This window comes from Pseudoalteromonas issachenkonii (assembly GCF_002310795.1).
Classification (GTDB): domain Bacteria; phylum Pseudomonadota; class Gammaproteobacteria; order Enterobacterales; family Alteromonadaceae; genus Pseudoalteromonas; species Pseudoalteromonas tetraodonis.
The window spans coordinates 13,326-39,097 of sequence record NZ_CP011031.1; the positions used below are offsets into that span (position 1 = coordinate 13,326).

General features: G+C 40.2%; 25 protein-coding genes. 13 read left to right on the forward strand and 12 right to left on the reverse strand.

From position 1 onward, the window contains the following. Positions 1–257: 257 nt before the first annotated feature. Positions 258–569: a hypothetical protein gene (locus PISS_RS15810; RefSeq protein ID WP_008110823.1), complete on the reverse strand. Its 312-nt coding sequence runs from the start codon at positions 567–569 to the stop codon at positions 258–260. Between the two features lie 109 nt (positions 570–678). On the opposite strand from PISS_RS15810, the gene nhaR reads away from it, so the two are divergent. Further along, on the forward strand, positions 679–1,572 hold the full coding sequence (nhaR, locus tag PISS_RS15815; protein ID WP_058155558.1) for a transcriptional activator NhaR: 894 nt from the start codon (positions 679–681) through the stop codon (positions 1,570–1,572). A gap of 69 nt (positions 1,573–1,641) precedes the next feature. On the opposite strand, the gene PISS_RS15820 is transcribed toward nhaR, so the two are convergent. Together PISS_RS15820 and PISS_RS15825 are read right to left on the reverse strand one after the other, a co-directional pair. Then, entirely contained in the window at positions 1,642–2,016 is a 375-nt protein-coding gene (locus PISS_RS15820) for a hypothetical protein (RefSeq protein ID WP_058155560.1), read from the reverse strand. 65 nt (positions 2,017–2,081) lie between these two features. Then, positions 2,082–2,891, reverse strand: coding sequence for a sulfite exporter TauE/SafE family protein (locus PISS_RS15825; protein WP_058155561.1), 810 nt, complete (start codon positions 2,889–2,891; stop codon positions 2,082–2,084). Positions 2,892–3,353: 462 nt separating this feature from the next. Between PISS_RS15825 and PISS_RS15830 the strand changes: the two genes are divergently transcribed. After that, the gene (locus PISS_RS15830) at positions 3,354–4,328 is read left to right on the forward strand and encodes a DUF1852 domain-containing protein (RefSeq protein ID WP_058155563.1); all 975 of its coding nucleotides are present in this window, start codon (positions 3,354–3,356) and stop codon (positions 4,326–4,328) included. A gap of 31 nt (positions 4,329–4,359) precedes the next feature. Next, positions 4,360–5,397: a methionine synthase gene (locus PISS_RS15835; protein ID WP_058155565.1), complete on the forward strand. Its 1,038-nt coding sequence runs from the start codon at positions 4,360–4,362 to the stop codon at positions 5,395–5,397. Between the two features lie 344 nt (positions 5,398–5,741). Here the strand turns inward: PISS_RS15835 and PISS_RS15840 are convergent, their stop codons facing one another. Both PISS_RS15840 and PISS_RS15845 read right to left on the reverse strand, forming a co-directional pair. Then, entirely contained in the window at positions 5,742–6,410 is a 669-nt protein-coding gene (locus PISS_RS15840) for a hypothetical protein (RefSeq protein ID WP_058155567.1), read from the reverse strand. A gap of 111 nt (positions 6,411–6,521) precedes the next feature. Next, positions 6,522–8,120 (reverse strand): DUF4435 domain-containing protein, encoded by a 1,599-nt coding sequence (locus PISS_RS15845; RefSeq protein ID WP_058155569.1) that lies wholly within the window; start codon positions 8,118–8,120, stop codon positions 6,522–6,524. Between the two features lie 620 nt (positions 8,121–8,740). Between PISS_RS15845 and PISS_RS15850 the strand changes: the two genes are divergently transcribed. After that, the gene (locus tag PISS_RS15850; protein WP_058155571.1) at positions 8,741–9,421 is read left to right on the forward strand and encodes a haloacid dehalogenase type II; all 681 of its coding nucleotides are present in this window, start codon (positions 8,741–8,743) and stop codon (positions 9,419–9,421) included. Positions 9,422–9,752: 331 nt separating this feature from the next. Here the strand turns inward: PISS_RS15850 and PISS_RS15855 are convergent, their stop codons facing one another. Then, positions 9,753–10,202, reverse strand: a complete 450-nt coding sequence (locus PISS_RS15855) for a GyrI-like domain-containing protein (RefSeq protein WP_058155572.1) — start codon at positions 10,200–10,202, stop codon at positions 9,753–9,755. 382 nt (positions 10,203–10,584) lie between these two features. Between PISS_RS15855 and PISS_RS15860 the strand changes: the two genes are divergently transcribed. The 6 genes from PISS_RS15860 to PISS_RS15885 all read left to right on the forward strand — a co-directional run bounded on the left by PISS_RS15860 (position 10,585) and on the right by PISS_RS15885 (position 18,683). Then, positions 10,585–12,123 (forward strand): pyridoxal phosphate-dependent decarboxylase family protein, encoded by a 1,539-nt coding sequence (locus PISS_RS15860; RefSeq protein ID WP_058155575.1) that lies wholly within the window; start codon positions 10,585–10,587, stop codon positions 12,121–12,123. After that, the gene (locus PISS_RS15865) at positions 12,123–13,442 is read left to right on the forward strand and encodes a lysine N(6)-hydroxylase/L-ornithine N(5)-oxygenase family protein (RefSeq protein ID WP_058155577.1); all 1,320 of its coding nucleotides are present in this window, start codon (positions 12,123–12,125) and stop codon (positions 13,440–13,442) included. The genes PISS_RS15860 and PISS_RS15865 overlap by 1 nt, the downstream gene beginning before the upstream one ends. After that, positions 13,439–14,617 (forward strand): MFS transporter, encoded by a 1,179-nt coding sequence (locus PISS_RS15870; RefSeq protein WP_058155579.1) that lies wholly within the window; start codon positions 13,439–13,441, stop codon positions 14,615–14,617. Before PISS_RS15865 ends, PISS_RS15870 begins: the two co-directional genes overlap by 4 nt. 74 nt (positions 14,618–14,691) lie before the next feature. Continuing rightward, entirely contained in the window at positions 14,692–16,989 is a 2,298-nt protein-coding gene (locus PISS_RS15875) for a GNAT family N-acetyltransferase (protein ID WP_058155581.1), read from the forward strand. Continuing rightward, on the forward strand, positions 16,982–17,620 hold the full coding sequence (locus PISS_RS15880) for a hypothetical protein (RefSeq protein ID WP_058155582.1): 639 nt from the start codon (positions 16,982–16,984) through the stop codon (positions 17,618–17,620). The genes PISS_RS15875 and PISS_RS15880 overlap by 8 nt, the downstream gene beginning before the upstream one ends. After that, entirely contained in the window at positions 17,604–18,683 is a 1,080-nt protein-coding gene (locus tag PISS_RS15885) for a heparan-alpha-glucosaminide N-acetyltransferase domain-containing protein (RefSeq protein WP_058155583.1), read from the forward strand. The genes PISS_RS15880 and PISS_RS15885 overlap by 17 nt, the downstream gene beginning before the upstream one ends. Before the next feature lie 37 nt (positions 18,684–18,720). Here the strand turns inward: PISS_RS15885 and PISS_RS15890 are convergent, their stop codons facing one another. Continuing rightward, positions 18,721–19,587 carry a LysR family transcriptional regulator gene (locus tag PISS_RS15890; protein WP_058155585.1) on the reverse strand — a complete coding sequence of 289 codons (867 nt, stop codon included), beginning with the start codon at positions 19,585–19,587 and terminating at the stop codon, positions 18,721–18,723. Positions 19,588–19,691: 104 nt separating this feature from the next. Here PISS_RS15890 and PISS_RS15895 point away from each other — a divergent pair, with 104 nt between their 5' ends. Together PISS_RS15895 and PISS_RS15900 are read left to right on the forward strand one after the other, a co-directional pair. Next, on the forward strand, positions 19,692–20,192 hold the full coding sequence (locus tag PISS_RS15895) for a lactoylglutathione lyase family protein (protein ID WP_008130525.1): 501 nt from the start codon (positions 19,692–19,694) through the stop codon (positions 20,190–20,192). Positions 20,193–20,352: 160 nt separating this feature from the next. Continuing rightward, a complete protein-coding gene (locus PISS_RS15900; protein ID WP_058155587.1) occupies positions 20,353–20,790 on the forward strand; it encodes a GNAT family N-acetyltransferase in 438 nt (145 codons plus the stop codon). Positions 20,791–20,834: 44 nt separating this feature from the next. On the opposite strand, the gene PISS_RS18935 is transcribed toward PISS_RS15900, so the two are convergent. After that, positions 20,835–21,254 (reverse strand): hypothetical protein, encoded by a 420-nt coding sequence (locus tag PISS_RS18935; RefSeq protein ID WP_036959702.1) that lies wholly within the window; start codon positions 21,252–21,254, stop codon positions 20,835–20,837. 153 nt (positions 21,255–21,407) lie between these two features. Here PISS_RS18935 and PISS_RS15910 point away from each other — a divergent pair, with 153 nt between their 5' ends. Continuing rightward, on the forward strand, positions 21,408–22,340 hold the full coding sequence (locus tag PISS_RS15910; protein WP_058156104.1) for a ChaN family lipoprotein: 933 nt from the start codon (positions 21,408–21,410) through the stop codon (positions 22,338–22,340). 66 nt (positions 22,341–22,406) lie between these two features. Here PISS_RS15910 and PISS_RS15915 read toward each other — a convergent pair whose 3' ends face one another. From PISS_RS15915 to PISS_RS15930, 4 genes are read right to left on the reverse strand one after another with little or no spacing between them, the layout of a single operon-like run. Further along, entirely contained in the window at positions 22,407–23,126 is a 720-nt protein-coding gene (locus PISS_RS15915; protein ID WP_058155589.1) for a HugZ family pyridoxamine 5'-phosphate oxidase, read from the reverse strand. Continuing rightward, positions 23,123–23,911: a heme ABC transporter ATP-binding protein gene (locus PISS_RS15920; RefSeq protein WP_058155591.1), complete on the reverse strand. Its 789-nt coding sequence runs from the start codon at positions 23,909–23,911 to the stop codon at positions 23,123–23,125. Before PISS_RS15920 ends, PISS_RS15915 begins: the two co-directional genes overlap by 4 nt. Next, the gene (locus PISS_RS15925) at positions 23,908–24,960 is read right to left on the reverse strand and encodes a FecCD family ABC transporter permease (RefSeq protein ID WP_058155593.1); all 1,053 of its coding nucleotides are present in this window, start codon (positions 24,958–24,960) and stop codon (positions 23,908–23,910) included. The genes PISS_RS15920 and PISS_RS15925 overlap by 4 nt, the downstream gene beginning before the upstream one ends. After that, a complete protein-coding gene (locus PISS_RS15930) occupies positions 24,957–25,766 on the reverse strand; it encodes a heme/hemin ABC transporter substrate-binding protein (RefSeq protein WP_058155595.1) in 810 nt (269 codons plus the stop codon). Before PISS_RS15930 ends, PISS_RS15925 begins: the two co-directional genes overlap by 4 nt. Positions 25,767–25,772 lie beyond the last annotated feature (6 nt).

Genomic DNA, 25,772 nt, shown 5'->3' on the forward strand with positions numbered 1-25,772 from the left:
AATACTAAAGCCGCACACTAATTATTAGTGTGCGGCTTTTTTAATCAAAATGTAACGGGGGTTTACAGCTGAGGTTAAAGGAAAAAGGTCAAAGGTTTTTAGTTACGGTGGGTTGGGTAGAGTGCAACGAAACCCAACAAGGAAATACTGCTCATTAGGTAATAAGTGAATCGTTTAATGTTAAACACAGCTTGGTACGAGAATAGAAATAAAAAGAGTAGCATCCATGCTACTGCAAGTGCGATATTAATAAAAAACTAAGAGCTTGGTTGCGAAGGTTGATACTTATTAACGAGAATGTGCTGCAAACTTTTAAGTGCTCGCTTTATCGCTTGCAGCATACTTCTTCCCTTTGTATTTACATTAATACTGGGTAGCCCAGGCAAAAGAATATTAATTTTGCATTGCTGCAAAGTGCCGTGGCGCTCACTCGAAAGATCATTTATTTGAATCTCAACTTTACGAATATTTAAAGCATGTTTTGCCAATTGGCTTTTTATCAACTTCAAAAGCGACATCTTTTCACTTGCGTTAATTATCTTGTTTTTAACTGTAAGTTTTAGTTTCATGCAATTACACCTTTTAATAGTAACTATGTTGCAGGCATGACTGTAATCTACTAACTTAGTGGCAAAGGAAAAAGCTGATTATTTCTTACTTTAAAACAGGTATTTTCGAATGATTACCAACATTAACTACAATCACTTATATTATTTTTGGCAAGTAAGTAAGCACGGCAGTATTGCAGCGGCGAGTAAAATACTTAATTTAACGCCGCAAACGGTCAGCTCGCAAATTACTAACTTAGAGCAACGACTAGGAAAACCGCTATTTATTCGCCAAGGCCGAGGCCTACAGTTAACGGAATTTGGCCATGTAACTCAGCAGTACACTAATGATATGTTTGCTATTGCTCACGAATGGCTAGAAACCACACAAGGTGATACCACGCAATACTCACGAACACTAAAGGTCGGTATTTCAGATGTGTTACCCAAATCACTGGTGTCGAAGTGGCTAGCGCCTTTAATTAATAACGACCGTATTACAAACTTACACTGTATTGACGGCCAACAAGATGAACTGCTTGCACAAATGGCGATTCATAAGCTCGATTTAGTGTTAGCTGATAAACCACTCGATACTACTTTGCCATTTAAGGCGTTTTGCCATGAAATAGGTAAAAGCCAAATCGCTCTTTTTGGTAACGAAACATGGCATTCGCAACTACATAAGCAGTTTCCGCAGTCTTTAAATAACAAGCCTTTAGTGCTCCCTGCAAAAGAAAGCCCCGTCGCGCGTGCTATTTATTATTGGCTGCAAGAGCAAGACATTGAAATGACAATAGCAGGCCATGTTGACGACAGCGCATTAATGAAGTCGTTAGGTGAGCAAGGGTTTGGTATATTCCCTGCGCCTATTTTGGTAAGAGCCGAAGTAGAGCGCCATTACGGCGTTAATTACATTGGTACAATTGATAATGTTTATCAGCATTATTATGCTTTTACGCCTGACAGGCTAATTAAAGACAGTATTTATGATGAATTTATAAAGCACGCGCAAATGACGTAGATTTTAGTTAACCGTCTTAAGATTAACGGGCGTCGGGGTGCGGGTTACGGATCTAAAACCTTACACTTCTCATACTTCAAATAAATATATTAAAAATATCAACAAAGCGATAAAGAATACCGGAGTGAGCAAATAAAATATGATATTGGCTACTATTTTATTGTTATCTCTAAACTTTAATATTTTTTGGCGTGCGGCAATTAAGGCTGGAAATGTAATAAACCCTTGGATACCGATAGCTAAAGTAATAGTAAGTTGCATGATAATAATTTGCCAGTATTGCTCTGGGTCATCAATTAACGATGCTTGTTGATAGTCGCTGCCTGTCGTTCCAAGCTGATGAGCAGTTCCTGTAATTAACCCTATAATAGGTGATATCAAAAAGAACAAAGCAACACTTAAGATTGTTTTATCAACTTTATCCCTTAATTTAATTATTTTCATAGCATCCTTGCCTTAAAGTTTTTTATTTCAAAATATATTCACAAGCAAGCGTGCGAACTTTAACCTTATCGAGTAAACATATTAATTGCCATTACAATTAATAAGCCGGCAAATATTTTCTTTATGGTTGAAACTGGCAAATAATGCGTAGCTTTAGCACCGAGTGGCGCGGTAAACCATGAGGTGCATACAATACCCAATAAAGCGGGCAAATACACAAAGCCCGCAAATCCTTCTTTTAGGCTAAATAACTGGCTACCAGAGCTGATATAACCCATTGATCCAAACAGTGCTATCACAATGCCTGAGGCAGAGGCGCAGCCAATGGCTTTTTTCATATCAACAGAAAAAAACGTTAGTAGCGGCACTAATACTGCCCCGCCGCCAATACCTATCATGGCAGACAAGCCACCGGTTATGGTCGTATAAACACTGAGTAGCCCTTTGCTTGGCAACGGGCGCGCTATTGCTGAATCATTCTTACCTGAAAAAATCATTTTAAGTGCAATTAGCACCACACTTACTGCAAATACCAAACGTACCACATGCTCAGGTAACAGCGCGGCCATAAAGCCACTAATGAGCGCGCCAAAGGCAACGCCTGCCATAACCCAAGGTGCAATATTCCAGGGTACATTGCCATTTTTATGATGCGCAATAGCCGACGAGGTCGAAGTAAATAAAATAGAGGCCAGCGAGGTCGCAATGGCAACTACCACTACTTGTTCAGGTGGCAAAGCATTAAAGTGCAGTAATATCATGCTGAGTATGGGCACAATTACCAGCCCGCCCCCTATTCCTAATAAGCCTGCTAAAAAACCAACACCGCTACCTAATATGGCGCAGTATATAATTAACACTATTAAATCACTCATTCCTATTGTCTCTTCTTATGTTAGGGGTTGTTATGCTCTGTGGCGGTGAGTTGCGTGTAAAAACGTTTAATAAAACATCTAATTTCACCAAGGTTTATTCGAGTATATCAACAACCGTTTATGCAAATGGCACTTTAAGTACTTATAAGTATTGAATAATACTCACGTTTTGTATGAATAAATCACAACACCCGTAAAAACATCTAGAAATCTAGACTTCTAAAGTGGTTTTTGTGAGAGGGTCATAGGTAATTAGCTGAATTTACCCATTTAACTTTGCTACAGAATGAATCTGGCTCATGTTTTACCTGAAATAATACCGTTTTTCTTCATGCTACATAGCGCGTATAAATTTATTAACTCTGCACAGCACCATTACAGCTAACCCGTTATGTCGGTTTTAACAGCGAGTAATGCGCCATCAATAAAAGCAGCAACAACTCAAATTGAAAGGATACGGCTATGAGCACTGATCTTACATTTACGATTAAAAGCACTAACTTGGATGAAAACTACCATCCATCAAATAACACACGTATTACGACCAACTTCGCTAATTTAGCAAGGGGGGAAAGTCGCCAACAAAACCTGCGTAATACCCTAAAAATGATCAACAATCGTTTTAATGCACTGGCCAGTTGGGATAACCCACAAGGGGATCGTTACGAGGTTGAGCTCAAGATCATTTCGGTTGATTTAGACATTGCAGGTAGTGGTCAGGCATTTCCGTCAATTGAGGTATTAAAAACCAATATTATTGACCACCAAACTAATGAGCGAATTGAAGGCATGGTGGGTAATAACTTTTCATCGTATGTGCGCGACTACGACTTTAGCGTGTTATTGCTTGAGCATAACAAAAGCAAACCGCAATTTAGCATTCCCGATAATTTTGGTGACTTACACGGTAAGTTGTTTAAATGCTTTGTAAACTCAGATACCTATAAACAGCATTTTAAAAAGCCGCCAGTTATTTGCTTAAGCGTGTCTGATAACAAAATCTATCAGCAAACCGAAAACTTACACCCTATCTTAGGCGTAGAGTATCAGCCTAATGAGTCGTCGTTAACAGAGCAATACTTTAAAAAAATGGGCCTACAAGTGCGCTACTTTATGCCACCAAACAGCGTTGCACCGTTAGCGTTTTACTTTTTTGGTGACCTACTTAACGACTACAGCAACCTTGAACTAATTAGCACTATTAGCACCATGGAAACGTTTCAAAAAATTTATCGTCCAGAAATTTATAACGCTAATGCCGCTGCAGGTAGTCGTTATAAACCAAATTTAAAAAATGATGATCATTCATTAACGCAAATTGTGTATGACCGCGCAGAACGAGGTCAATTAGCGGTTGAGCAAGGCAAATTTACCGAGCAGCATTTTATTAAGCCTTATCAATCAGTACTGCAGCAGTTCTCGGCGAGTATCGCCTAATCACACAACAAAATTAAAGGCAGCATTTATTATGAAAAAACTATTACCTACATCATCAGCAGGCAGCTTGCCAAAACCGTCATGGCTTGCTGAGCCCGAAACCTTATGGTCACCATGGAAATTACAAGGCAATGAGCTGGTTGATGGCAAACACGACGCCCTGCGTATTTCCCTGTACGAGCAACAAACCGCAGGCGTAGATATAGTCAGCGACGGCGAACAAACCCGTCAACACTTTGTAACCACCTTTATTGAACATTTAAATGGCGTTGATTTTGAAAACCGTCAAACAGTTAAAATTCGCGACCGTTACGACGCCAGCGTACCCACAGTGGTTGGCCCTGTGTCTCGCACTAAATCGGTATTTGTTGAAGACGCCAAGTTTTTACGCCAGCTAACCAGCCAACCAATTAAATGGGCATTACCGGGGCCCATGACCATGATCGACACCCTGTATGACGATCACTATAAAAGCCGTGAAAAACTAGCATGGGAATTTGCTAAAATACTCAACCAAGAAGCCAAAGAGTTAGAAGCCGCTGGGGTTGATATAATTCAATTTGATGAACCTGCTTTTAACGTGTTTTTTGACGAGGTAAACGACTGGGGCATAGCCTGCCTAGAGCGAGCTATAGAAGGGTTAAAATGCGAAACCGCCGTGCATATTTGTTACGGCTACGGCATTAAAGCCAACACCGATTGGAAGAAAACCCTCGGCACCGAGTGGCGACAATACGAAGAAGTATTCCCTAAGCTGCAAAAATCGAATATAGATATTATTTCGCTAGAATGCCAAAACTCACATGTACCTATAGAGCTACTCGAACTCGTACGCGGTAAAAAAATAATGGTAGGCGCAATCGATGTAGCCACCAATACTATAGAAACCCCCGAAGAGGTGGCCAAAACCCTACGCGAAGCGCTTAAATATGTAGATGCCGATAAACTCTACCCCTGCACCAACTGCGGCATGGCCCCTTTGCCCCGCGATATTGCAAACGGCAAACTCAACGCTTTAAGCAAAGGCGCAGAGCTAGTACGTAACGAGTTATTAGCAGCCAGTTATTAGCAGTGATTGTCGCTTAATTTTTAGTTATAGCTGCTACAAAAAAGCCACACTTTAACACATGTTGAGGTGTGGCTTTTTTAATCAAAATGTCATGGGGGTTTACAGCTGAAATGCAAGGTTAAAGGCAAAAGGTGAAAGGTTTTAAGTTAGTTGAATATTGGTTGGGTAGAGTGCAACAAACCTAGCAAAAGTAATTAAACCTAACCGAGCCGCTAGGTATTATTGATTGGAAAGTACCCCATTTACAGAGAACGGCAACGCCTCATTCAGAGGCAAATGATTGTTGGCTAAAATAGCGACGCAGGAGCAAAGCCAACTGTTATTTTTTCTGCTGCAATGACTTGCTATGCAACGGCTACTTCACTGCTTGAGTTAACTCGAATCTGTTCCATCATGTCCCCAAGAATATAGATAAATAGATTTGATATTACTTTTAATATTTCAACCATGTCGTCAGTTACATGTATGGTTAGATCATTCATGGAATACGAAACACCATCATCTTCTTTTAGTACAGGTGAGTATGCGTCCGCATCAGAATGAGCAATCATTTTATCTCGAACCATTTCAGCATCTTTTATTGCCTGATCAATTTCTTTATGATGCTTAAGAAGATGTTTTTTCATTATTTCGATCATTGGCTTTATTACTTTATTACCACCGCCGAAGCGAGCTACATTTCCATGCTCATCTCCACCGGAACTTTTTAGAGCTTTTACGAAATAAAGGACGCCTGAATATTTAGCGGATCGATTTAAGTGAAACAAGTGCTCTTCAAATTCTTTATACACCCCTTTCTTTTTTCTTAATATGCGATCATAGTTTTCTTCAACAAAATTAGACGCTTCGAGGTAACTATTAGCGGCTGAAAAATCAGCTAACATAATGGATATTCTGAGCATATGTGGTTTCCCTAGCTCTTGATATTGACCACCAGTTCTTACGAAATCCCTATAAAGAATAAGGGATTCATCGACTATCTTCTGTCTTAGGTTAGGTTCTTTAGCTTCCATCGCTAGCTACTACTCCTTTAAAGTTGCATAACGCTTTGCTAAGCGGAAAATAATGGTTGGCTATAATCGCGAAGCGATGGCCAACTGTTATTTTTCCGTTTGAGCAACTTGTTATATTTCTGGTACATATTTATTTAAACCGGTTAAAAGTTGCTCTCTATTTTCTGAATTTAGCATCCTAAGCACTAACTTTTCATATCCATTTTTACCTAACTCAAAAGCAGAGCAAACATTTGAAAGCAATCCTTTATTGTTAAAATACTTCAATATTTCATCTAGGTTATTACAAGTAATCAGATCGTTATATAGTGTTTGGTTTTGTGCAAATAAAGAATCTATATCAATAGTAGATATGGTGTCGCGTACAGTAGATTTTATGGCTTCCAAACCCTTGGCTTTATTATCAATTCTACTTAATTGAGTTTCGACTGAGCGACAAGTACGTAATGAGATCTGCCGTTCAAGATCTTTTGTGAGCATTGTTACAGCAATATCCCTCGCACTGTCTACTGTTTTGTCAGGATCCAGGTGTTGATTCTCTGCAACAAGCCTTAAAGTTGATTCATTTAATAATATGTTCTCAATTTCAGCCACATCTATGGTATGTATACCAAGAGCTTGTAATCCCTTTATTTCAGTATCAGTTCTATAGTCTCGGTCAATGATTCCAAACACATTAATATGATGGAAAGAAGAGTTCAATCTCATAGATTTAACAGAATCGATTACCTTTTGACATCCATTTCGAGGCACAATGTTATAGCCTCTATATATAGATTGATAAATGGAGTGATCTTTCCCGCCTTTTTCACCTTCTACAAAGACGATTGTTCTCCTATTGCCCATTAGCTCCAATAACAAGCTCTCGGGAAAATCATCAACATCAGGAACAAAGTCCCATTGCCATGCTAACTTTCCATCATATTCTTTTATCCAAATATTTGTAGAACTAACCCTAGTAGATGCAAATCCTAAGTCATGGGTTATATATAAAAAAAGACAATGTGGCTTTGCTTCTTCTAATTTATTCCAAAGCGATTGCATAATTGATGTATGAAGATGAATTTCAGGTTCATCAATAACCAATATAGCCCCTTCTGGAGCAACTAATATTTGCCCCATTAAATACAATGCAACACGCTCACCATCACTCATTTCTTTACCGTGATATTCAGTGCTATGAAGGGTATCAGTAACTGTTACTTTGCCGTCTCTTAACGATATACTTCGATGTGGAAGAATTTCATCCCACAAATTTATAAGAACTTCTATTGGGGATTCTGGAACAGGAACATAAGATTGTAATCTCATAGTTTCTTCTGTGTGATTTCTATCCCTTTCTGCTGACTTTGCAAATAACGTAGATAAAACCTTACCGTAATCATTTTGCATGAAGGTTTCAGGTCGATTTTGATATTTATGACTCATTTTATATTGCATAGAGGCATATTGAGAGTTTTCATTACCCCAAAGTAAATCGTTTAAAGACTGCTCAAGCGATTTTACTCTTGCATATTCGGGTATATCTAATGCTCTTTGTGCTGATATTCTATGAACAATGGTATTTTGTTCTGCATTCTTTTCGACCCACGCTCCTAACCTACTTTTACCTGCACCATTAGCACCTACGATTACTACAGAGCCATTATGATTAACTTCAACTTTGGCTCCATTTCCTGATTGTTCTGGTAAAAATAATTTTGGTAACACGGTAATTCCTTTTATCAAACTCTAATTGAAAAACTTAAGAGATACAACAATTTAATAGTGCGCTCATCGCGCATATTTCTGCCAATGCCACGCTCATTTGTCTAATTTATATAGTTTTAGCAAATAACCTAAGGTATTACTATCATTAAGTTTTCTAAAAATTTAAAGTAAAGTTAAATAGAACACTATGCGCTCTTTGCTCATTTTTAAAAATATGTGAGCAAAGAGCTGTTTGATGAATTGATTAGCTATTATATTTATTTAATCTCAATGTTCAGTTTTTGCTCAGATTTGACTGCTCACAAGCCTACCCCGAAAAGATAGGCTAATAAACACTACTTTTAGCTATTACGTACTTTGATTGCTGCTCAGAACTTATAAACTTAACAACTCTTCTACCCATTCTAAAACGAGGCGAGTATTTCGGGTTTGAAAGCGCTGCTGATTAATTACTTGATCAAATACCATCTTACAATGCGGTATTTTTAACCAAACCGTAACGGGGGTTTACAGCAACTGCTTAAAACGCGGGCGCTTTTACTGTACTTTATTAACTGATAAGGTGATTAATATTGAGTAGTAAAATTGCGTTTTAGTAACGATTTAAACAGGAGTCATTAATGGCAACTACACTGGCGTTTGATGTATACGGTACGCTTATAAACACCCATGGCGTGGTGTCGTTACTTGAAAATATGGTTGGTGATAACGCGCACGCATTTTCAACTACTTGGCGTGAAAAACAGCTTGAATATTCGTTTAGACGCGGCTTAATGCAAAACTACGTGCCGTTTTCGGTGTGTACTGAGCAGGCACTTAATTATGCGTGTTTACTACACAAGGTAACTTTAAGCGATGAGCAAAAAGCACAGTTATTAGCACGCTATAAAACCCTACCCGCATTTGATGATGTAAAAGCAGGGCTTGAGAGCTTAAAAGCACAAAACTATCGGTTATTTGCGTTTTCTAATGGTGCGGCCAGTGCGGTAAATACCTTGCTCGAAGCCGCAGGCATAAGTGAGCTTTTTGAAGGCGTAGTGAGCGCCGATGACATTAAAACCTTTAAACCCAACCCCGGTGTTTATAGTCATTTTTTACGCGAGGCACATTCAACAGGCGCTAATACCTGGCTTATATCGAGTAACCCGTTTGATGTTATTGGGGCGTTATCGCACGGTATGCGTGCTGCGTGGATACAGCGCTCAAGTGAGGCTATTTTTGACCCCTGGGAACTTGAGCCTACAATAACGGCGTGCGATATACATGATTTAAAAACTAAGCTAGCCAGTAATAACCAATGATTTAGTGGGCAGGGGTTAAATTACACCAATGAAAGGCTAGGTTTGCGCTTACAAACCTAGCCGTTTTAGGGTCTGTTGATCTTTCAAGGTTAAATTTGCAGCAGTCTGTTTGGTATTTAGGCAAGGCTGAGCCTATGTGGTGTGGTTATTCCCCATAAATAGGCGATAACGCAGCATCAATGCCAAACAGGCGCTGCCCTTCGGGTTCTGCCTAGGGGCGATTTACTCTTTGTTGCTCGGTTTTTACTTAGCCCACTAGGTTACAAACCTCGCGCCGCGATTAAACCGCCCCTAGTTTGAACAAATTTTAATCCGCAAAGGTCAACAGACCCTAGTCTTCAATTGCAATGGCAATTTCTATCTCGTTACTGCTTTTATAGTACTCAAAGTCGCTAGTGTAGGTGCGGGCATAACGGCAATCGTCTGAGCTGAAGTATTGCCAAATTTCGCCCCATAAATCGATTACTGCATCGGGCATTTCACCCTCACCTTTAAATACCAAATAACGCCCCGCTCGGGTGGTTACTTTTTTAGCTTCAGGGAGTTTAATTGATAAATTATCGCAGCAGGCAATTACGTCAAAGTCCCCAGTGAGATCGCTTTCGTAATTAGTATACACACCATACACTTTGGTGTTTTCTGTAAGGCTGTTGGCAAACTTTTCACCAAATTTTTGCCAAAGTTCAGCTATATTTGCAGTACCAGTGTTCATTTCATTGGCGTTGCAGGTTCTTACTTTTAAGCCGATTAAGGTCTGACTTGCTAATTGTTTTACTTCCATCATGACGTCCTTTAGCGTTAATACAAACACCAACGTAACAGAAAAACCGCCAATACTTTAAATTTTGTATTAAATATTTCATAAACAGTGATTATTAACCTCAATTGCGTGTTTATTGCTCATGTTTAAATAGGTGCCAATCGCTAAACGTAGCTTTGCTACCGCTAAAATAATTGCTCAACTTCCCTCTTTTTTAACTTTATTTTTGCATGTAATGCTTGTCGTTTAATAATATGGCTTATCGATTTTGTTAAAAATATACGACAAGCTTATTAGCTCTAATTAAAAAAAAGTTGCTATCTAATCTTTTTTCATTATTGTAAATAGAAATCATTATCATTAAGATCCTTGCACCTAAAAAGTGTACTCAAGGAATGTTGATGTGTCTCAATCTCACGTGTTAAATATTAATACCATTGAAAAACAGGCTGTATTTGAACAAAGCGGCCTGCCCCCACAATTCAATTTAGAGCAGTTCATTAATTATCAAATAGCGTCTTTGCAAGGGCTGTCGGCAGTACAGCAAGCGATGGCTAAAGCCCAAAAGCCATTTTCAGGTGTGTCGGTAAATACGTTAGCAAAAGTAGTAAACGATGTTGATTTATCAAAGCCTTTGGCTGACTTTCCAGCGGTGCTTGAAGAGCTAAAAGGCGTGTATTTAGATCATGCCGTGTATTTTCATCATCCTCGCTACATGGCTCATTTAAACTGCCCTGTAACCTACCCTGCTGTGGTGGCCGAACACATTATTGCTGCTATTAATACCTCAGTAGATACGTGGGATCAAAGTGCAGGTGCGACCTTAATTGAGCAAAAGCTGATTGATTGGACATGCCAAAAAGCAGCATTGCCAAGCACTGCCGATGGGGTATTTACTAGTGGCGGCACGCAATCAAACTTAATGGCTATGTTGGTTGCTCGTGAAGTGGCTGTTAGCCGCTATGCGCCAGAACATCAGGTAAAACTTCAGGGCTTACCAGCTGTTGCCTCGCGCTTTAAAATTTACTGCTCTGAGGTGGCGCACTTTAGTATTCAAAAAGCAGCGGCGTTATTGGGCTTAGGTTACGACGCCGTGGTGCCAGTGGCTACAAACCGCGAAATGCAAATGGATATGGAGGCACTTAAAACCGCCATAGCAACAAGCAAAGCGCAAGGTGATTTACCCATTGCGGTGGTTATTACCGCCGGCACAACCGATTTTGGCTCTATCGATCCAATCCATAATATTGCCATGCTGGCTAAAGAAGAGCAGCTATGGTGCCACGTAGATGGCGCTTATGGTGGCGGTTTGTTGGTGAGCGAGCACCACCGCAATGCGCTTAATGGCATTGAGTTGGTTGATTCAATAACGATTGATTATCACAAATCATTTATGCAACCGGTTAGTTGTAGTGCCTTTTTATTAAGCGATAAACGCCATTTTAGCCACATTACTTTATATGCCGATTATTTAAACCCATTAGCAGAGGCGGGAAATGGCACGCCTAATTTGGTTGATAAAAGCCTACAAACCACTCGCCGTTTTGATGCCTTAAAGTTATGGCTAACACTGCGCACCACTGGAGAAGCACCGCTGGGTCGCGCGTTCGATAAAGTTATTGGTCTTGCGCGCCAAACGCATATTGTACTTAACGATCACCCCGACTTTGAAGTAGTTAACTACCCTGAGCTTAGTGCCTTGGTATTTAGATTTGCCCCTGATGATTTAAAACATGACCTTGATTTACTCGACTCTTTAAACTTGCATGTACGACAAACGTTTTTACAAACCGGTGAAGCCATGATTGCCCGTACAAAAATAAATGGTCGTCATTATCTTAAATTTACATTGCTTAATGCGCATTGCCAATTAACAGATGTACGCGCTGTTATTGAGCAAATTAGCCACATTGCATGGCAAACTTATAGGGAAATTGCATAATGGATAATCAACCTTACGATTTTATCGCTATTGGCCTTGGCCCATTTAACTTATCTTTAGCGTGTTTAAGTGAACCGCTCGAAGATGTAAAAAGCCTGTTTTTAGAACAACGCAGTGAATTTAATTGGCACCCAGGAATGATGCTGGAAGGCGTTACATTACAAACTCCGTTTATGTCGGATTTAGTAACCATGGCAGATCCAACCAGCCAGTATAGTTTTTTAAATTATGCCAAATTAAATAATCGGTTATATCCGTTTTATATTCGCGAAAGCTTTTTTTTATTGCGCCGTGAATACAACTTATATTGCCAATGGGTTTGCTCGCAGCTTTCAAATATTAATTTTGAACAAACAGTCACTCACGTTGAGTTTTGCCCGCAAAGTGAGTGTTATACCGTTAGCTGTAACACCCCTAATGGCATACAACATTATGTGACTCGCCATATTGTTTTGGGCACAGGGCCTGCACCGTATATTCCTGATTGCGCTGTGCAAAGTAACTCAAATAACGTAATGCACAGTAGTGATTTTTGTCATCGGCTTGATGAATTAAAAGCGGCTAAACGGGTTACCGTGGTAGGGGCTGGACAAAGTGCAGCAGAAATTTACCACACCTTATTGCAGCAAGCAGTACCGCAAGGCTTGCAGTTAGATTGGATAGCACGTTCACCGCGCTATTTTCCGCTTGAGTATACTAAACTCACCCTTGAAATGACCTCTCCTGAGTATGTAGATTACTTTTATAATTTAAAAACTGAGCAGCGAGGTTGGCTCAATCAAAACCAAAAAAATCTATTTAAGGGCATTAATGGCGATTTAATTAACGACATTTTCGACACCCTCTACGCGCAAAGTCTTGATGGGCCAATTTCTACTACATTTAAAACTAACAGCAAGCTAACAAGCACTCAAAAAGTAGGTAAGCGTTTACTGACTGAGTTTTATCATCAGGAGCTTGAGCAGCCCTTTTCAATAGAAACCGACTTTTTAATTTGTGCTACAGGCTTTAAATATCAGCGCCCTGCTTTTTTAAATAATATTGCCCAGCAATTACCCCAAGATGAGCAAGGTCGTTATTTAGTGAGCCGTGAATATGCGGTAGATAGTGAACAAAAACGTATTTTTGTACAAAATGCTGAGCAGCATACTCATGGTTTTGTAACTCCAGATTTAGGTATGGCTTGCTACCGTAATAGTATTATTTTACGTGAAATTTTAGGTTATTCGCCTTATCAGGTTGAGCAAAAAATTGCTTTTCAAAACTTTGATTTAAGTGATGTCACCCTATCAACACAACAGCAGAGTAGCGCCGCATGAGTCTTCGTTTAGCGCTAATTTTGCTGACGGTTATTTCGGTGGTATGCGATACCTTGTTGCTACCGTTTTATCCGCAATTTTTTGCTAGTGAATTTGCTATTAGTAACGCCACTCTAATCGGCCTCTTTGTGGCTAACTGTTGTATTACTGTGATGCTGGCTTTGCCGCTATGGGCTAAGGTCGCTAAAAAATACAATGAATTGGCTTTATGGTTAGTAACCCAAGTAGTAGCCGCTGGTTTTGGCCTGCTTTGCTACTTTGCGACCAATGTATGGGAGTTTTGGATTTACTACCAACTAATGTTGGTGCTAAAGGCAAGTTACCTACTTATATACCCATTTGCACTGCGATTAGAGCAACAAACTAAGCATTTATCTATTATTGGTTTGTTTTCTGTATTGATGCATTTTGGTGCGATTGGTGGCGCTTTAATTGGTGGTTACTTCTTTAGTTTAGCAGAGCCACGCTATGCGTTATTACTTAGTAGTGCCGGTGACCTAGTTCAGGTTTTATTATGCGCCTACTTAATGTATTCATTAAAAACAGGTATTTATCAGCAAGTAATAGCGACTGAAAAACCGCGAGAACGTATTCCCTATTTTATTTGGCAATTTTGCTTTTTAAGTGTGGTGGTTTATTTTAGCGCGTTTTTAATTCGCCCCTTCTTTACTACTCATTGGCAAGCATTAAACGCACAAAGCAGCACCTTGCAAAGCGCTGTTGTATACGCCATTCCTGCTTTTGCAGCGCTTGTTATGCTGGCTTTTAACCATTTCAGGCAGCATTTACCACTGCCAACATTAAGCCGCACGAGCACTTTGTTATGTGCACTTATTTTGGGGGCACTTGGGCTTTATTTACAAGCGCAGGCGTCGGTGTGGTTAGTGATTTTATCACGTGTTTTATATGGTTTTGCGCTATTCCAAGTGATGGTACTACTAGAGGTAATGCTATTTGCTAAAAGTGAGCCTGCACATTACGGCAGCGACTTTGCCAAAGTGCACATTGCTCAAAATATAGGGGTTATTTTAGCGTCGTTACTAGTGGGTATGAGCGTAGAGCATCTTTCAACCACGGTTGTGTTTTACTTTGCTGCCATTGGCTTTGCAAGCCTTGCCTTTATTTTGCTTTGGCGGGTTAAGGCTGTTGCTCGAACTGCGCGTTCAGCGTCTTAGTTTTTAAGATTTATTGGAGTTTTTATGTATTTTCATCTTTTGTAACCACCCTACAGCATTCCGGCAAAGTAACGATGCGGTTATTACAGCAAACAGATATGCCAACAATATGCGATTGGCTTAAGCAACCGTATGCGCACTTTTGGGGGATGCAGCAGCAAACCGAGCAACAAATAACTAAAGCGTATCAAACTATTATTGATACGCCTCATCATCAGGCATACGTGATCGAGCAAAATAATAACCTATTGGCTTTAGTTGAGCTTTATAGCCCAGAGCACGAAAGCTTAATGAAAGCGGCGTACGAGGTGGAACCGAATGATGTGGGTATGCATATTTTATTAGTGCCTAACACGGCACCTAAGCGCCATTTTAGTTTTGAAATGATGCAGTGCGTGCTGCAAAGTATTTTTGCTCAAAACAGTGCCGCCCGTGTTGTGGTTGAGCCCGACATTGCTAATAGTAAAATTCATACGTTAAATAAACGTTTGGGATTTGTTCACACCCAGCAAATTCAACTGGGCGAAAAAGCCGCTTATTTAGGCTTTTGTAATAAAGCAGCCTTTGATAGGCACAGCCAACTATTTACTGATTCGTTAGCACCTTTGCAAACTGATTACGTGATACAGCCACATTGGCAATGGGCAAATCGGCATTTACAAGCTAAAGCACTCACCGAGCTTGTGCACGAGCGTTTATTGGCCGCAGAGACAACAAAGCAAGGCTTTAAAGTGAATGTTGAAGGCGGTTATTTTATTTTTAATGGCCGTGCTATGGCACTGAATCATATAGATATAGATGAGCCAAGCTTATGCTTTTACAACCTTAACGAAGAGCTTCAACCGCTAGATGTGTTGCACTTTTTTAGTATGCAAGGGCCTGCGCTAGGTTTAACGGGTAAGCGCCTTGCCACCTACCTTGAAGAGCTAAATGCCACTTTAGCCAGTGCGTGCTTTAAGCGCGAAAATAACACTTTAACAGCGACGCAGTTAGCTAATTTAGGGCTGCAAAAAATAGAAGCTGCAATGAGTGAAGGGCATCCTGCCTTTGTTGCTAATAATGGCCGCATTGGTTTTAGTAAAGCTGACTTTTTACGTTATGCGCCAGAAGTAGGCAAACCGTTTAAAGTACTGTGGTTAGCAGCGCATAAAACGGTATGCGACTTTGCCCATAGTGAATACTTTGCCGATTACCCAAGCCATATAAGTGATGAACTAGATTTAACCACTCGAGATGCGTTTAACACAGCGCTAAAAGCTCAAAACCTAAACCCCGGTGATTACTTACTCATTCCTGCTCACCCTTGGCAGTACCAACACAAATTGAGTGTGGTATTTGCAAATGAGTTGGCAAATCAGCGATTAGTGTATTTAGGTGAAGGTGACGATTTATATCAAGCGCAACAATCAATTCGGACCTTATATAACTGCTCTCACCCGCATAAACCGTATTTAAAAGTAGCGTTGTCTATTTTAAATATGGGATTTATGCGTGGCCTATCGCGTGCTTACATGGCGGTGACTCCTGCCATTAACGATTGGGTATTTGCTAAGGTTAGCCAAGATCAACAACTCGCAGGCGCTAATTTTACAGCGCTTAGAGAATACGCCACCTTAGGTTATGCCCATCATACGTTTGAGCAAAGCGCGCTGGGAGATACACCCTATCGTAAAATGTTTGCCTGCTTATGGCGAGAAAACCCAAACCATAATTTACATAGTGATGAACAACTGACCACCATGGCAGCGTTATTACACTTAGATAATAATGGCCAAAGTTTAGTGGGCGAATGGATAACGCAAAGTGGTTTGAGCACGCAGCAGTGGTTACATGCCTACTTTAATGCTTATTTAATTCCGCTAGTACATTGTTTTTACGCGCATAAATTAGTGTTTATGCCTCACGGCGAAAACCTCATTTTAAAGCTTAAAAATTCGGTGCCAGTGGGCGCGTATATGAAAGACATAGGTGAAGAGGTTGCTTTACTTAATAGCACTGAAGTATTGCCTGCAGGGGTTGAACGTATTCATGTTTCTATGCCTAAAGAGCTTGAGCTGTTAAGTATATTTACCGATATATTTGACTGTTTCTTTAGATACTTAGTAGCAATTTTAGTGCGAGAAGAGCATATTACAGAGCATGACTTTTGGCAGTGTGTTACCCAAAGTGTTAAAGCATATCAACATGCTAATCCTGCTTTAAATGAGCGATTTAAAGAGTATGACTTTTTTAGTGATGAGTTTGCTCACTCTTGTTTAAACCGCTTACAGCTGGGTAATAATGAGCAAATGGTTGATTTAACCGATCCGGCAGGTAGTTTGGAGTTTGCTGGTAACTTAAACAACCCCGTATCGGCAAAGCTGTATGGCTAAACCGATTACCCTTGCGCAGTTTTTATATTGCCATCAACCCGTACAACGAACTTTTAAACCGAGCTTATTATTAGTTCGCGCTTTAACAGTTCGTTGTAAGGCGCAGTATCCTACTGCGCCTAAGCAATTTATTAGTCGGCATTTGTATTTGCAGCTTTGCTGGCAAGCTATTTACGCTTATTGCTATTGGTTTGCTTGCAAGCAAAGTACGGCTGATCCCATTAACATGCCGTTAGCGCTAAATGGCGCTTATTGTCGTGGCTTTAACCTGAATAATGACGTGTTAGTAGGTAAAACTGAGCAAACCAAAGCGTTTACTCATTTTATAAGCCAAGTTGGTAAATGGGTAAATACCGACTACGCGCTGGGTAAAAAAGAACAAGCACGGTTATTACTCGATTCATTAAGTAGTGCTATTGAGCGAGCTCATAGCTTAGCCCTTGCTACTACTTTACATATCAACAATTGCCATCGTCAGCTACACACCCTTATTTGTGAGCACTTTAGCCTTGATGCGCCATTTACTGAAAACCCCCAGCGTTTAACCTGTTGCCGCTATTATTTAGCCGGTTATAGCAAATGCCAAACCTGCCCTAAAAAGGATATTAAAACCAATGAACCAACGTCTTAAAACGATTGATCTTGCGCGTGGTGCGAGCGTTTTCATTATGATTATTGTGCATACCTTATGGATGTATGCCACCACAGCGCTTCAAAGTGAAAGCGCATTTGGTACGGTTGTGCATATACTTGGCAAAGGCACTGCCTCGTTTTTAGTGGCAATGGGACTGTCTATGGCACTTTCGCGTAGGCAAACACCCTTACTGTTAATTAAGCGAGGTTTACAGCTTTTATTGCTTGCCTATTTAATGAATGCGGCCAAGTTTTGGCTGCCTATTGAAGTATTTAATACCATGCCTGAGGCGTTTATAAATGCTTATGGCTGGCAAAGCCCTTTGAGTGCTGGGCAATTACAATTTATGGTGTTAACAGGTGATATTTTACAACTGGCTGGAGTTAGCTTATTGCTGTTTGGTGTACTTAATATTGCCCGTTGGAAAACAACATGGATTGCGGTTTTAGCCATTGCAATTGCAATTTTGAGCCAGTTTGTAAGGGGGCAACAATTTACGCTTTCACCTTATATTAGTGATTTGTTTTTTGCTAATAACTATCAGGTGTATTTTCCGGTTTTTCCTTGGGTAAGTGCGATATTAACGGGGTATGTACTTGGTCGTTTATACCTTAGTAATCGACAGAATGCCGATTACTTATACAAAGTATGTGCACAACTTGGTGCTGCTTTACTTGTTATTGGCGGCATATGGTTAGCCATTGATTTTAAAGGGCAGTTTGGCAACTTTTTCCATTTAAATGGCGGCGGTATTAGCTATTTAGTTGGCTTAAATTTATGTGCCCTAGCGGCTATACAGTATATTTTTGCTGATAAATATAATGGCCCTATTACACGTGCTCTTTTATATGCCAGTAAACATGTAACCGCGCTCTATGTTATTCAATGGGTACTTATTTGCTGGTTTATGGGGGCGCTTGGTTATCATACCCTCAGCCTTTGGCCGACACTTTGTATGATGGTACTAATGACTTTACTGACTTTTGCTGTGCATAAGGTTTATTTAAAAAGCAAACAGAGCTTCACAGACATTACGCAAAAAACTAAACGTACAGCTTAAGCTGTAAAGGGGCTTTACGGGCGCTGCTTTGGCTACCCTAGCTTGCTTTTATCGCATCAATAACGCTATGCATACGCTTTGCTAACGGCCTATTTCGGTGATGGCACACATAAATATTTTCGCTAATTGGATTTGTTAAATGATGCGTTTTAATAAGCGCAGGTTTATTAAAAGCACTTACTGCGTGTGCGGGTAAAACCGTAAAACCCAATCCTAAACTTACCGGCTCCAGTATTAAACTTATTTGGTTAGAAAACCCCGTTTGCTTAATTTGATCAACATGTTCAAACTCACTGTAGTTTTCACTTAATAAAAGCTGTGCATGATGTTTTGCATCGGGGTGGCTAATAAAGCCCAGTTCATTTAATGCGCTCCATGTTGGGCTTTTTATTGCGGCCGGTGTTACCAATAGTAAAGGCTCTTGGCCTATTTTATGGCTGGTTACCTCGCTTAGAGTAGGTGCTTGAGTTAAAAAGCCAATATCGGCACTATGGTTTGCCACTGCTTGTTCAACACTGGTATTTGGAGCAAAGCGGTAATCTATAATTAGCTCCTTGTGCTCTACTTGCAGTGCTAATAGTTGATTGTAAAACTGCAGCCCGCAACTGCCTGGCGACTGTATTTTAACTAAACCGCTGTAAGGTGAATCATCTTTTAATTGCTGCTCTAAAAACTGCCATTCTTTGAGTAACTGACTACCCTGCTGATATAAATTTTGACCCTGAACGGTAAGCGTAAATTGTTTACCGTGGCGCTCAAGCAAGGCGCAATCTACTTGCTGCTCTAACTTTTTTATATGTTGGCTTACGCCTGACTGGGTCATATAAAGGCGCTCGGCAGTTTGGGTAAAATGGTTTACCTCAACTAAAGTACAAAATGTATTTAGCCATGTAGGATTTATCATTACAAAATATACTCAAAATGATGATTAATGATAATTTTACTTAATGTTGGTCAATTCGTAAACTAACTCCATCAACTAAACATAGTTAAGTAGGAGTATTTATTATGAGTCATACATATCCACGTAGTTTTTCGCACATTGGTATTTCAGTACCGGATGTTGAAAAAGCCGTAGAGTTTTACACTAAGGTGATGGGCTGGTACACCATAATGGAGCCTACCGTGATCACTGAAGATAACAGCCCAATTGGCGAAATGTGTACCGATGTATTTGGTCCAAATTGGGAAAAATTTAAAATAGCGCACCTTTCAACAGGCGATCGTATTGGTGTCGAAATTTTTGAATTTAAAGACCAAGAAAACCCTAAAGACAACTTTGAATACTGGAAAACCGGTATCTTCCACTTCTGTGTACAAGACCCAGATGTAGAAGGCTTAGCGGATCGTATTGTTGCTGCAGGTGGTAAAAAACGTATGCCAGAGCCACGCTACTATTACCCTGGTGAAAAGCCGTACCGCATGATCTACATGGAAGACCCGTTTGGTAACATCCTTGAGATTTACAGCCATAGTTATGAGCTTATATACAGCGCTGGTGCTTATTAAACTTAGCTAGTCTAAAAAAGTTTAGCTAAAAACAAAAGCCGCAGTATTTATTACTGCGGCTTTTTGTGCCTAAAAAGAATACGTTGCCTAGATGTATTAGTGCTGATAACGTGATAAAACAAAACTACTTATAACTCCATGTTTTAAATTAAGGACAATAATGAACATTTCATTGGAAGATGTCACCTCTGCTAATTACGAAGAGGTATGCGATTTAGACGTTACCGAAGCGCAACAAGAATATGTAGCGTGTAATATGTGGTCGCTTGTTGAGTCTCATTATAATGTTGGGCATACCTGTAAAGCTATTTACCAAAATAATGAGCCTGTAGGCTTTTTTATGTGGGTGCAAGAAACCCCTACAAAGGTTTCTATTTGGCGTTTTATGGTAGATGAACATCATCAAAATAAAGGTATTGGCCGCCAAGCACTTACCATGGCAATTGCAGAGATTAAAACGACTTCTAAGCTTGAACAAATCGAGATTTGTTATAACCCGCAAAACCCTGTTGCTAAAGATTTTTATTCAAGTTTTGGGTTTGAAGAAGTTGGCCTAGATGAAGACGAAGAAGATATGTTAGCCATTATTAATATATAAAATTAACCCAATTGTGTTTAGCGCGTTGCTTATCGTCATAAAAATTAGTGCTTAGTAAGATGTGGAGGATGTTGCAATGCCAAATTTTTTAGCTGTGTAATGCATGAAAGCGCTAAGTCATGATATTCATCATCGCTATACAATATCTCGTTTAACAGATTAATAGATTGTATGAGTGCATTGTGCGCAGCACTTTGTTCGCCTAAAAAGTGAAGTGTGGAATAAAGGCGCTCTGTAAGTGAGGTAATTTGTATGATTTGCTGGTTATTTGCACAGTTATACATTTGAGCTAATAAGGACGCACTTTCAAGTGCACACCCCAAATACGGCAATGCTTGTGCAAATTGGTATCGTTTAAACAGCGCTTCGCCACTTAGCTGCGCATTTTGAATATCTATAATTGCTTGTTCTGGTTGACATAAAACATGTTGTTTGTGTCGAGCACATAAAAAAGGTAATGCCATGGTACGTTCCATATATGTTTATTTTTTAAGACTGTAAAACAGAAACTCTCAAACATCAAATGATAATTGTTTTTATTTGCGTTTATGGGTTTAAAGCAGTTAGTTGTGTATACTAATGTCATTGTTTTGATCCTTATTTTTATAAAAACCGATATGAAAAAACCATTTTTAGCACTTGTTTTACTCAGTGGATTATCAGGCTGCAGTATAAACACAGTATCAGTATCTCAAAGTTCATCCTTGTATAATTACGGGCTTTATAATGCAAAGGGCCAGCGAGTTAATTCAATATTGTCAGAGTCCACGCTTTTGAATGCCGATGTTGTTTTAGTCGGTGAGTGGCATACACACCCCGGTGTGCACTTATTTCAGGCTGAGCTGTTTCAGCAATTAAGCACAAAAAATAAGCCTATTGCCTTATCGCTTGAGCAATTTAGCCGCGCTGATCAGCAAACACTAAACCTTTACCTTGAGAGTAAAAGTGGCGAACAATACTTAATTGATAACACTAAGGCTTGGCCTAATTATAAGAGTGATTATCGTGCGTTAGTGGAATTGGCGAAGATGCAAAATAGCGATGTAATAGCTGCAAATGCGCCTAAGCATATTGTTACCTGTATTGGTCGCCAAGGTATTAATTATATTAATAAGCTCGACGCACAGCAGCGCAGTTTTATTGCAAAAGAGATAGATATTTCTCCAAGCCTTTATAAAGAGCGCTTTATGCAATCTATGCATCATGGAACGGCGAGTAAAAACGAAAAACTTTACGCCGCGCAAGTTACTTGGGACGAAACCATGGCTGAGTCTATCGTTAACTATATTAGTCAAAATAAGGGCACGCAGGTTATACATTTAGCCGGTGACTTTCATGTGAGAAATGGTGAAGGCATAGCGCGGGTAATTAAGCGAATTGCCCCAGAGCTTAATGTTGTATGGATATCGCCAGTATCAAAGGTACAACCTGAGCAAAATGGTTATCAATTAGAAGTTAACGCTTTGCCTGCTCGCTATGTGCAAAAAGCACATCAACAAGCGGCATTTAAAGCGTTAGGCAAGCGAGGTGAGCAAACAGCTTGCTTATAAAATAACGACATAGTTGCTGAATCTCTTAACCGGGGCTCAGGTTAGCTATGTCGTCATGTATTTAGTTTAGTTACTTCGAGCTTGGTTTGTTAAGGCTACAAGTGCTTTTCGCACGGCTAATGGGCTATCGCACTCGTTCGCAAAATTAATAAAGTAATTACGCTTGTGGCTTTGTATATAAAAGCCTGTTGATAATAAGCCGCTCATTATTGGGGTGTTATCAGCTACGCTGTAGTGCTGCATTAATATCAGCGACATGGCATCTTGATGATCTTCATTCATATGAGTGATCATGCTTTGCTGCTGGCTTTCATCCCACTTTTTAGGCTGAGCTTGCCACTCGTTTTGCTCAAGCCAAAATATTTTTCCAAAGCCGCCAATATAACGTACACGGACTACATCTAATTGCCAAAGCTGAAAATCATGCGCATTGCGATAGCCTGCAGCCTCAGGATACAAAGCTATATATTTATCAAGTAGTACTTCGCATCGATCCTTTGTCACAATAGAGCCATCACCTACAAGTGTTACTCGCCCATGTTCGTTTTGATCGCCATAATCGGCGGCATCAAAAATAGTCAGACTCATGCGTGAGTCCTGTTTTAGGTTTTTGGTGTGCTGAGCTATGTCACTAATAAAAAAGTAGATGCGGCCTTGTTCGTCACACATATAAGGTGTAACAGAGCCAAACGGATAGCCGCGTAAATTATTTGAAATGGTCGACATTACGCCGGCATGGGTTTTAAAAACGAGCGTACGTGCGTCGTTTAATGCTTGTTCTCTCATGAAAACTCCTGACGTTGAGAAAAAACCATGGGCGCATCGTTATAAGGATGAGGGTTAACGTGCAATTTCATGGCGTACATTTGTTGTAAGTTTTGTGCTGTTAAAACGGTATTTATAGACCCGCTTTGCAGCACTTTTTGGTTGTGTAATAAAATAGCGTTGGTTGCATAAAGGCTTGCTAAATTAAGATCGTGTATAGCAATAATGGCGCTGTTTCCTTGCTCTACAAAGGTTCTAACACAGCTAAGTAAAGTGTGTTGATGACGCATATCTAGCGCTGATGTTGGCTCATCGAGCAACATTAATTTAGGCTCCGTTTGCGCAGTAAAAGCATCTAACTGGGCTAATGTGCGCGCCATATGAACACGCTGCTGTTCGCCGCCCGAAAGCGCACTCATTCGACGTGTTAGGTAATGGGTTAAATCCATAAGTGAGGCATATTTTTGCACTTTATTGGCTTGTGTTTTAAGAGACTCTGTATAGGGATAGCGACCCATAGCAATGAGTTCAAATACACTAAAATCAAAGCCAACATGGTTACTTTGCATCATTACAGCGCGCTTGCTAGCTAATTGCTCTTTAGAAAATGAATGCAAAGGCTTGGTATTAAATAGTATATCTCCCTCAAAGGGATGCATGCCTGCCAAAGTATGCAGTAAGGTTGATTTACCTGCACCATTTTCGCCTATCAGAGCGACAAGTTGTCCTGCTTGGATATTGCCGCTAATACCCTCTAAAACACGATGCGTGTTAAAGCCTATATTGAGGTTGTTAAACGTGATCATGACCAATCTCGCTTATTTTTAATGATTAAATATATAAATAGTGGAGCGCCAAGTAACGCCGTTATAATGCCTATCGGCAGCTCCGCAGGCATAACAACCAAGCGTGCTAACCAATCTGAAAGTAGCAACACAATCACACCTAAAAGCATACAAAGTGGCAGCATATTCCGTAAGTGTGGGCCAACCATGAGGCGTGTGATGTGAGGGACAACTAAACCAACAAAGCCAATTAAACCTGTTAGCGCAACCACCGCACCTACGCCCAATGCAACTAATATAATGACGTATAATTTAAGCTTGCTGGTATCGACGCCTAAGTATTGAGCTTGTGATTCACCGATAAGAAGTAGATTCATTGGCTCTTTTAATCGCCATAGCCCGATAACGCTCAGTAAAAGTAAAGGACTCGCCTGTTTTATATTATCCCAGCTCGCACCGCCTAATGAGCCCATGGTCCAATAGTTAATTAACCGCAGTGCGCTGTCATCAGCATAAAAACTTAATAACCCAATAACAGCAAATGCCAATGCATTAATAGCGACACCGACTAATATAAGCGTATTGATATTAATTTGTTTTTGTTGTTTTGAGACTAAATATACCAGCGAGGTTACTGATAATGCGCCCAAAAATGAGGCATAAGGTAAGTAGTGTTGAGCGTTAAAATTAAATTGTGCACTAAGGGCAATAAAAGCAACCGCGACCATTGCAGCGCCTGCGCTTATACCAATGATTGAGGGATCGGCAAGCGGGTTACGGCACAGCGCTTGAGTTGCAGCCCCTGTTTGTGCAAGTACTAAACCCACCATCACAGCAAGGACAAAACGAGGCAGGCGTATTTGTGTAACCACATTGATTTGTAGCGCATCAAATTGACTAAAATGCTCAGGGGCTAGCCATGCAATCGCTAAGCGCCAATCCCACCCTGCAGCTCCATAGCCTATGCTAAGTAATGCTAAAGCAAAAATGCAGCCATAACTTAATAGCATCCACTTATGCGGATTACTGAGTGTTATGGCGTTAAAACGATTCAAAGTTAACGTGCTCATAAGCGTGTTTTATACTCATGCAATGCTTGAATCGCAGTTGCAATACGCGGCGACATGCCCAGTGAAAGTAAACTGTCCATGACCAGTAACTGACACTCTTGCGCTGCTTTTAATAAGCGAAGTGTAGGCTGTTTACAAAAGGCTTGTTTACCACCAAGGCTTTGCACAACATGAGCTGGCGCTACTAAAAAATCGGGCTGACTTACAGCCAGCACTTCACTGTTAATTGCTTTAAAGCCTGAGTGCGATGCAGCTATATTGGTAATGCCCGCATAGTTAAACAGTAAGTTGGGCACCGTTTCTTGTCCTGCTGCGACGAGCCCACGCTCATTAGCTGAAAGTAAAAACAAAGCGTTGTGAGTCTGTGTTTTTGCTTTAGTAGGTAACGATTTTTTTATTTTAGTAATTAGGTTTTGAGCTTTTAGGTTTGCATCTAAATCACTACCAAGGTGCTTAATTAGCGCAAGCAGTTCATTTACAGATGTCGGCTTTTTATAGTGAATAACCTTCACTCCGGTCGCTTCTATTTGCTTTAGCGCCTGCTCTCTTCCTGCACCTTCAAGTGCAAGTAACGTAGTTGGGCGCATTGAAAGCACTCCCTCAGCGGCTAAATCTCGATAGTAACCTACCTGTGGCAACTGTGTTGCTTGTTGCGGATACATACTTGATTGGTCAACCGCTACTAAACTATTTTGCTTTTCTAATGCGTAGATTATTTCAGTTAATGTGCCGCCAGCACTGATCATACGCTCTTTCGCGAGTGCTGATTGAGTGGCTAAAGCCAGAAAAAAAATTAGGTACTTCATAACAAA

Bases quoted from the DNA above. Each gene is read 5' to 3' on its own strand.
- PISS_RS15810 (WP_008110823.1), bottom strand. From the start codon at position 569: ATGAAACTAAAACTTACAGTTAAAAACAAGATAATTAACGCAAGTGAA.
- nhaR (WP_058155558.1), top strand. From the start codon at position 679: ATGATTACCAACATTAACTACAATCACTTATATTATTTTTGGCAAGTA.
- PISS_RS15820 (WP_058155560.1), bottom strand. From the start codon at position 2,016: ATGAAAATAATTAAATTAAGGGATAAAGTTGATAAAACAATCTTAAGT.
- PISS_RS15825 (WP_058155561.1), bottom strand. From the start codon at position 2,891: ATGAGTGATTTAATAGTGTTAATTATATACTGCGCCATATTAGGTAGC.
- PISS_RS15830 (WP_058155563.1), top strand. From the start codon at position 3,354: ATGAGCACTGATCTTACATTTACGATTAAAAGCACTAACTTGGATGAA.
- PISS_RS15835 (WP_058155565.1), top strand. From the start codon at position 4,360: ATGAAAAAACTATTACCTACATCATCAGCAGGCAGCTTGCCAAAACCG.
- PISS_RS15840 (WP_058155567.1), bottom strand. From the start codon at position 6,410: ATGGAAGCTAAAGAACCTAACCTAAGACAGAAGATAGTCGATGAATCC.
- PISS_RS15850 (WP_058155571.1), top strand. From the start codon at position 8,741: ATGGCAACTACACTGGCGTTTGATGTATACGGTACGCTTATAAACACC.
- PISS_RS15855 (WP_058155572.1), bottom strand. From the start codon at position 10,202: ATGGAAGTAAAACAATTAGCAAGTCAGACCTTAATCGGCTTAAAAGTA.
- PISS_RS15865 (WP_058155577.1), top strand. From the start codon at position 12,123: ATGGATAATCAACCTTACGATTTTATCGCTATTGGCCTTGGCCCATTT.
- PISS_RS15870 (WP_058155579.1), top strand. From the start codon at position 13,439: ATGAGTCTTCGTTTAGCGCTAATTTTGCTGACGGTTATTTCGGTGGTA.
- PISS_RS15875 (WP_058155581.1), top strand. From the start codon at position 14,692: ATGCGGTTATTACAGCAAACAGATATGCCAACAATATGCGATTGGCTT.
- PISS_RS15880 (WP_058155582.1), top strand. From the start codon at position 16,982: ATGGCTAAACCGATTACCCTTGCGCAGTTTTTATATTGCCATCAACCC.
- PISS_RS15885 (WP_058155583.1), top strand. From the start codon at position 17,604: ATGAACCAACGTCTTAAAACGATTGATCTTGCGCGTGGTGCGAGCGTT.
- PISS_RS15890 (WP_058155585.1), bottom strand. From the start codon at position 19,587: ATGATAAATCCTACATGGCTAAATACATTTTGTACTTTAGTTGAGGTA.
- PISS_RS15895 (WP_008130525.1), top strand. From the start codon at position 19,692: ATGAGTCATACATATCCACGTAGTTTTTCGCACATTGGTATTTCAGTA.
- PISS_RS15900 (WP_058155587.1), top strand. From the start codon at position 20,353: ATGAACATTTCATTGGAAGATGTCACCTCTGCTAATTACGAAGAGGTA.
- PISS_RS18935 (WP_036959702.1), bottom strand. From the start codon at position 21,254: ATGGCATTACCTTTTTTATGTGCTCGACACAAACAACATGTTTTATGT.
- PISS_RS15910 (WP_058156104.1), top strand. From the start codon at position 21,408: ATGAAAAAACCATTTTTAGCACTTGTTTTACTCAGTGGATTATCAGGC.
- PISS_RS15915 (WP_058155589.1), bottom strand. From the start codon at position 23,126: ATGAGAGAACAAGCATTAAACGACGCACGTACGCTCGTTTTTAAAACC.
- PISS_RS15920 (WP_058155591.1), bottom strand. From the start codon at position 23,911: ATGATCACGTTTAACAACCTCAATATAGGCTTTAACACGCATCGTGTT.
- PISS_RS15925 (WP_058155593.1), bottom strand. From the start codon at position 24,960: ATGAGCACGTTAACTTTGAATCGTTTTAACGCCATAACACTCAGTAAT.
- PISS_RS15930 (WP_058155595.1), bottom strand. From the start codon at position 25,766: ATGAAGTACCTAATTTTTTTTCTGGCTTTAGCCACTCAATCAGCACTC.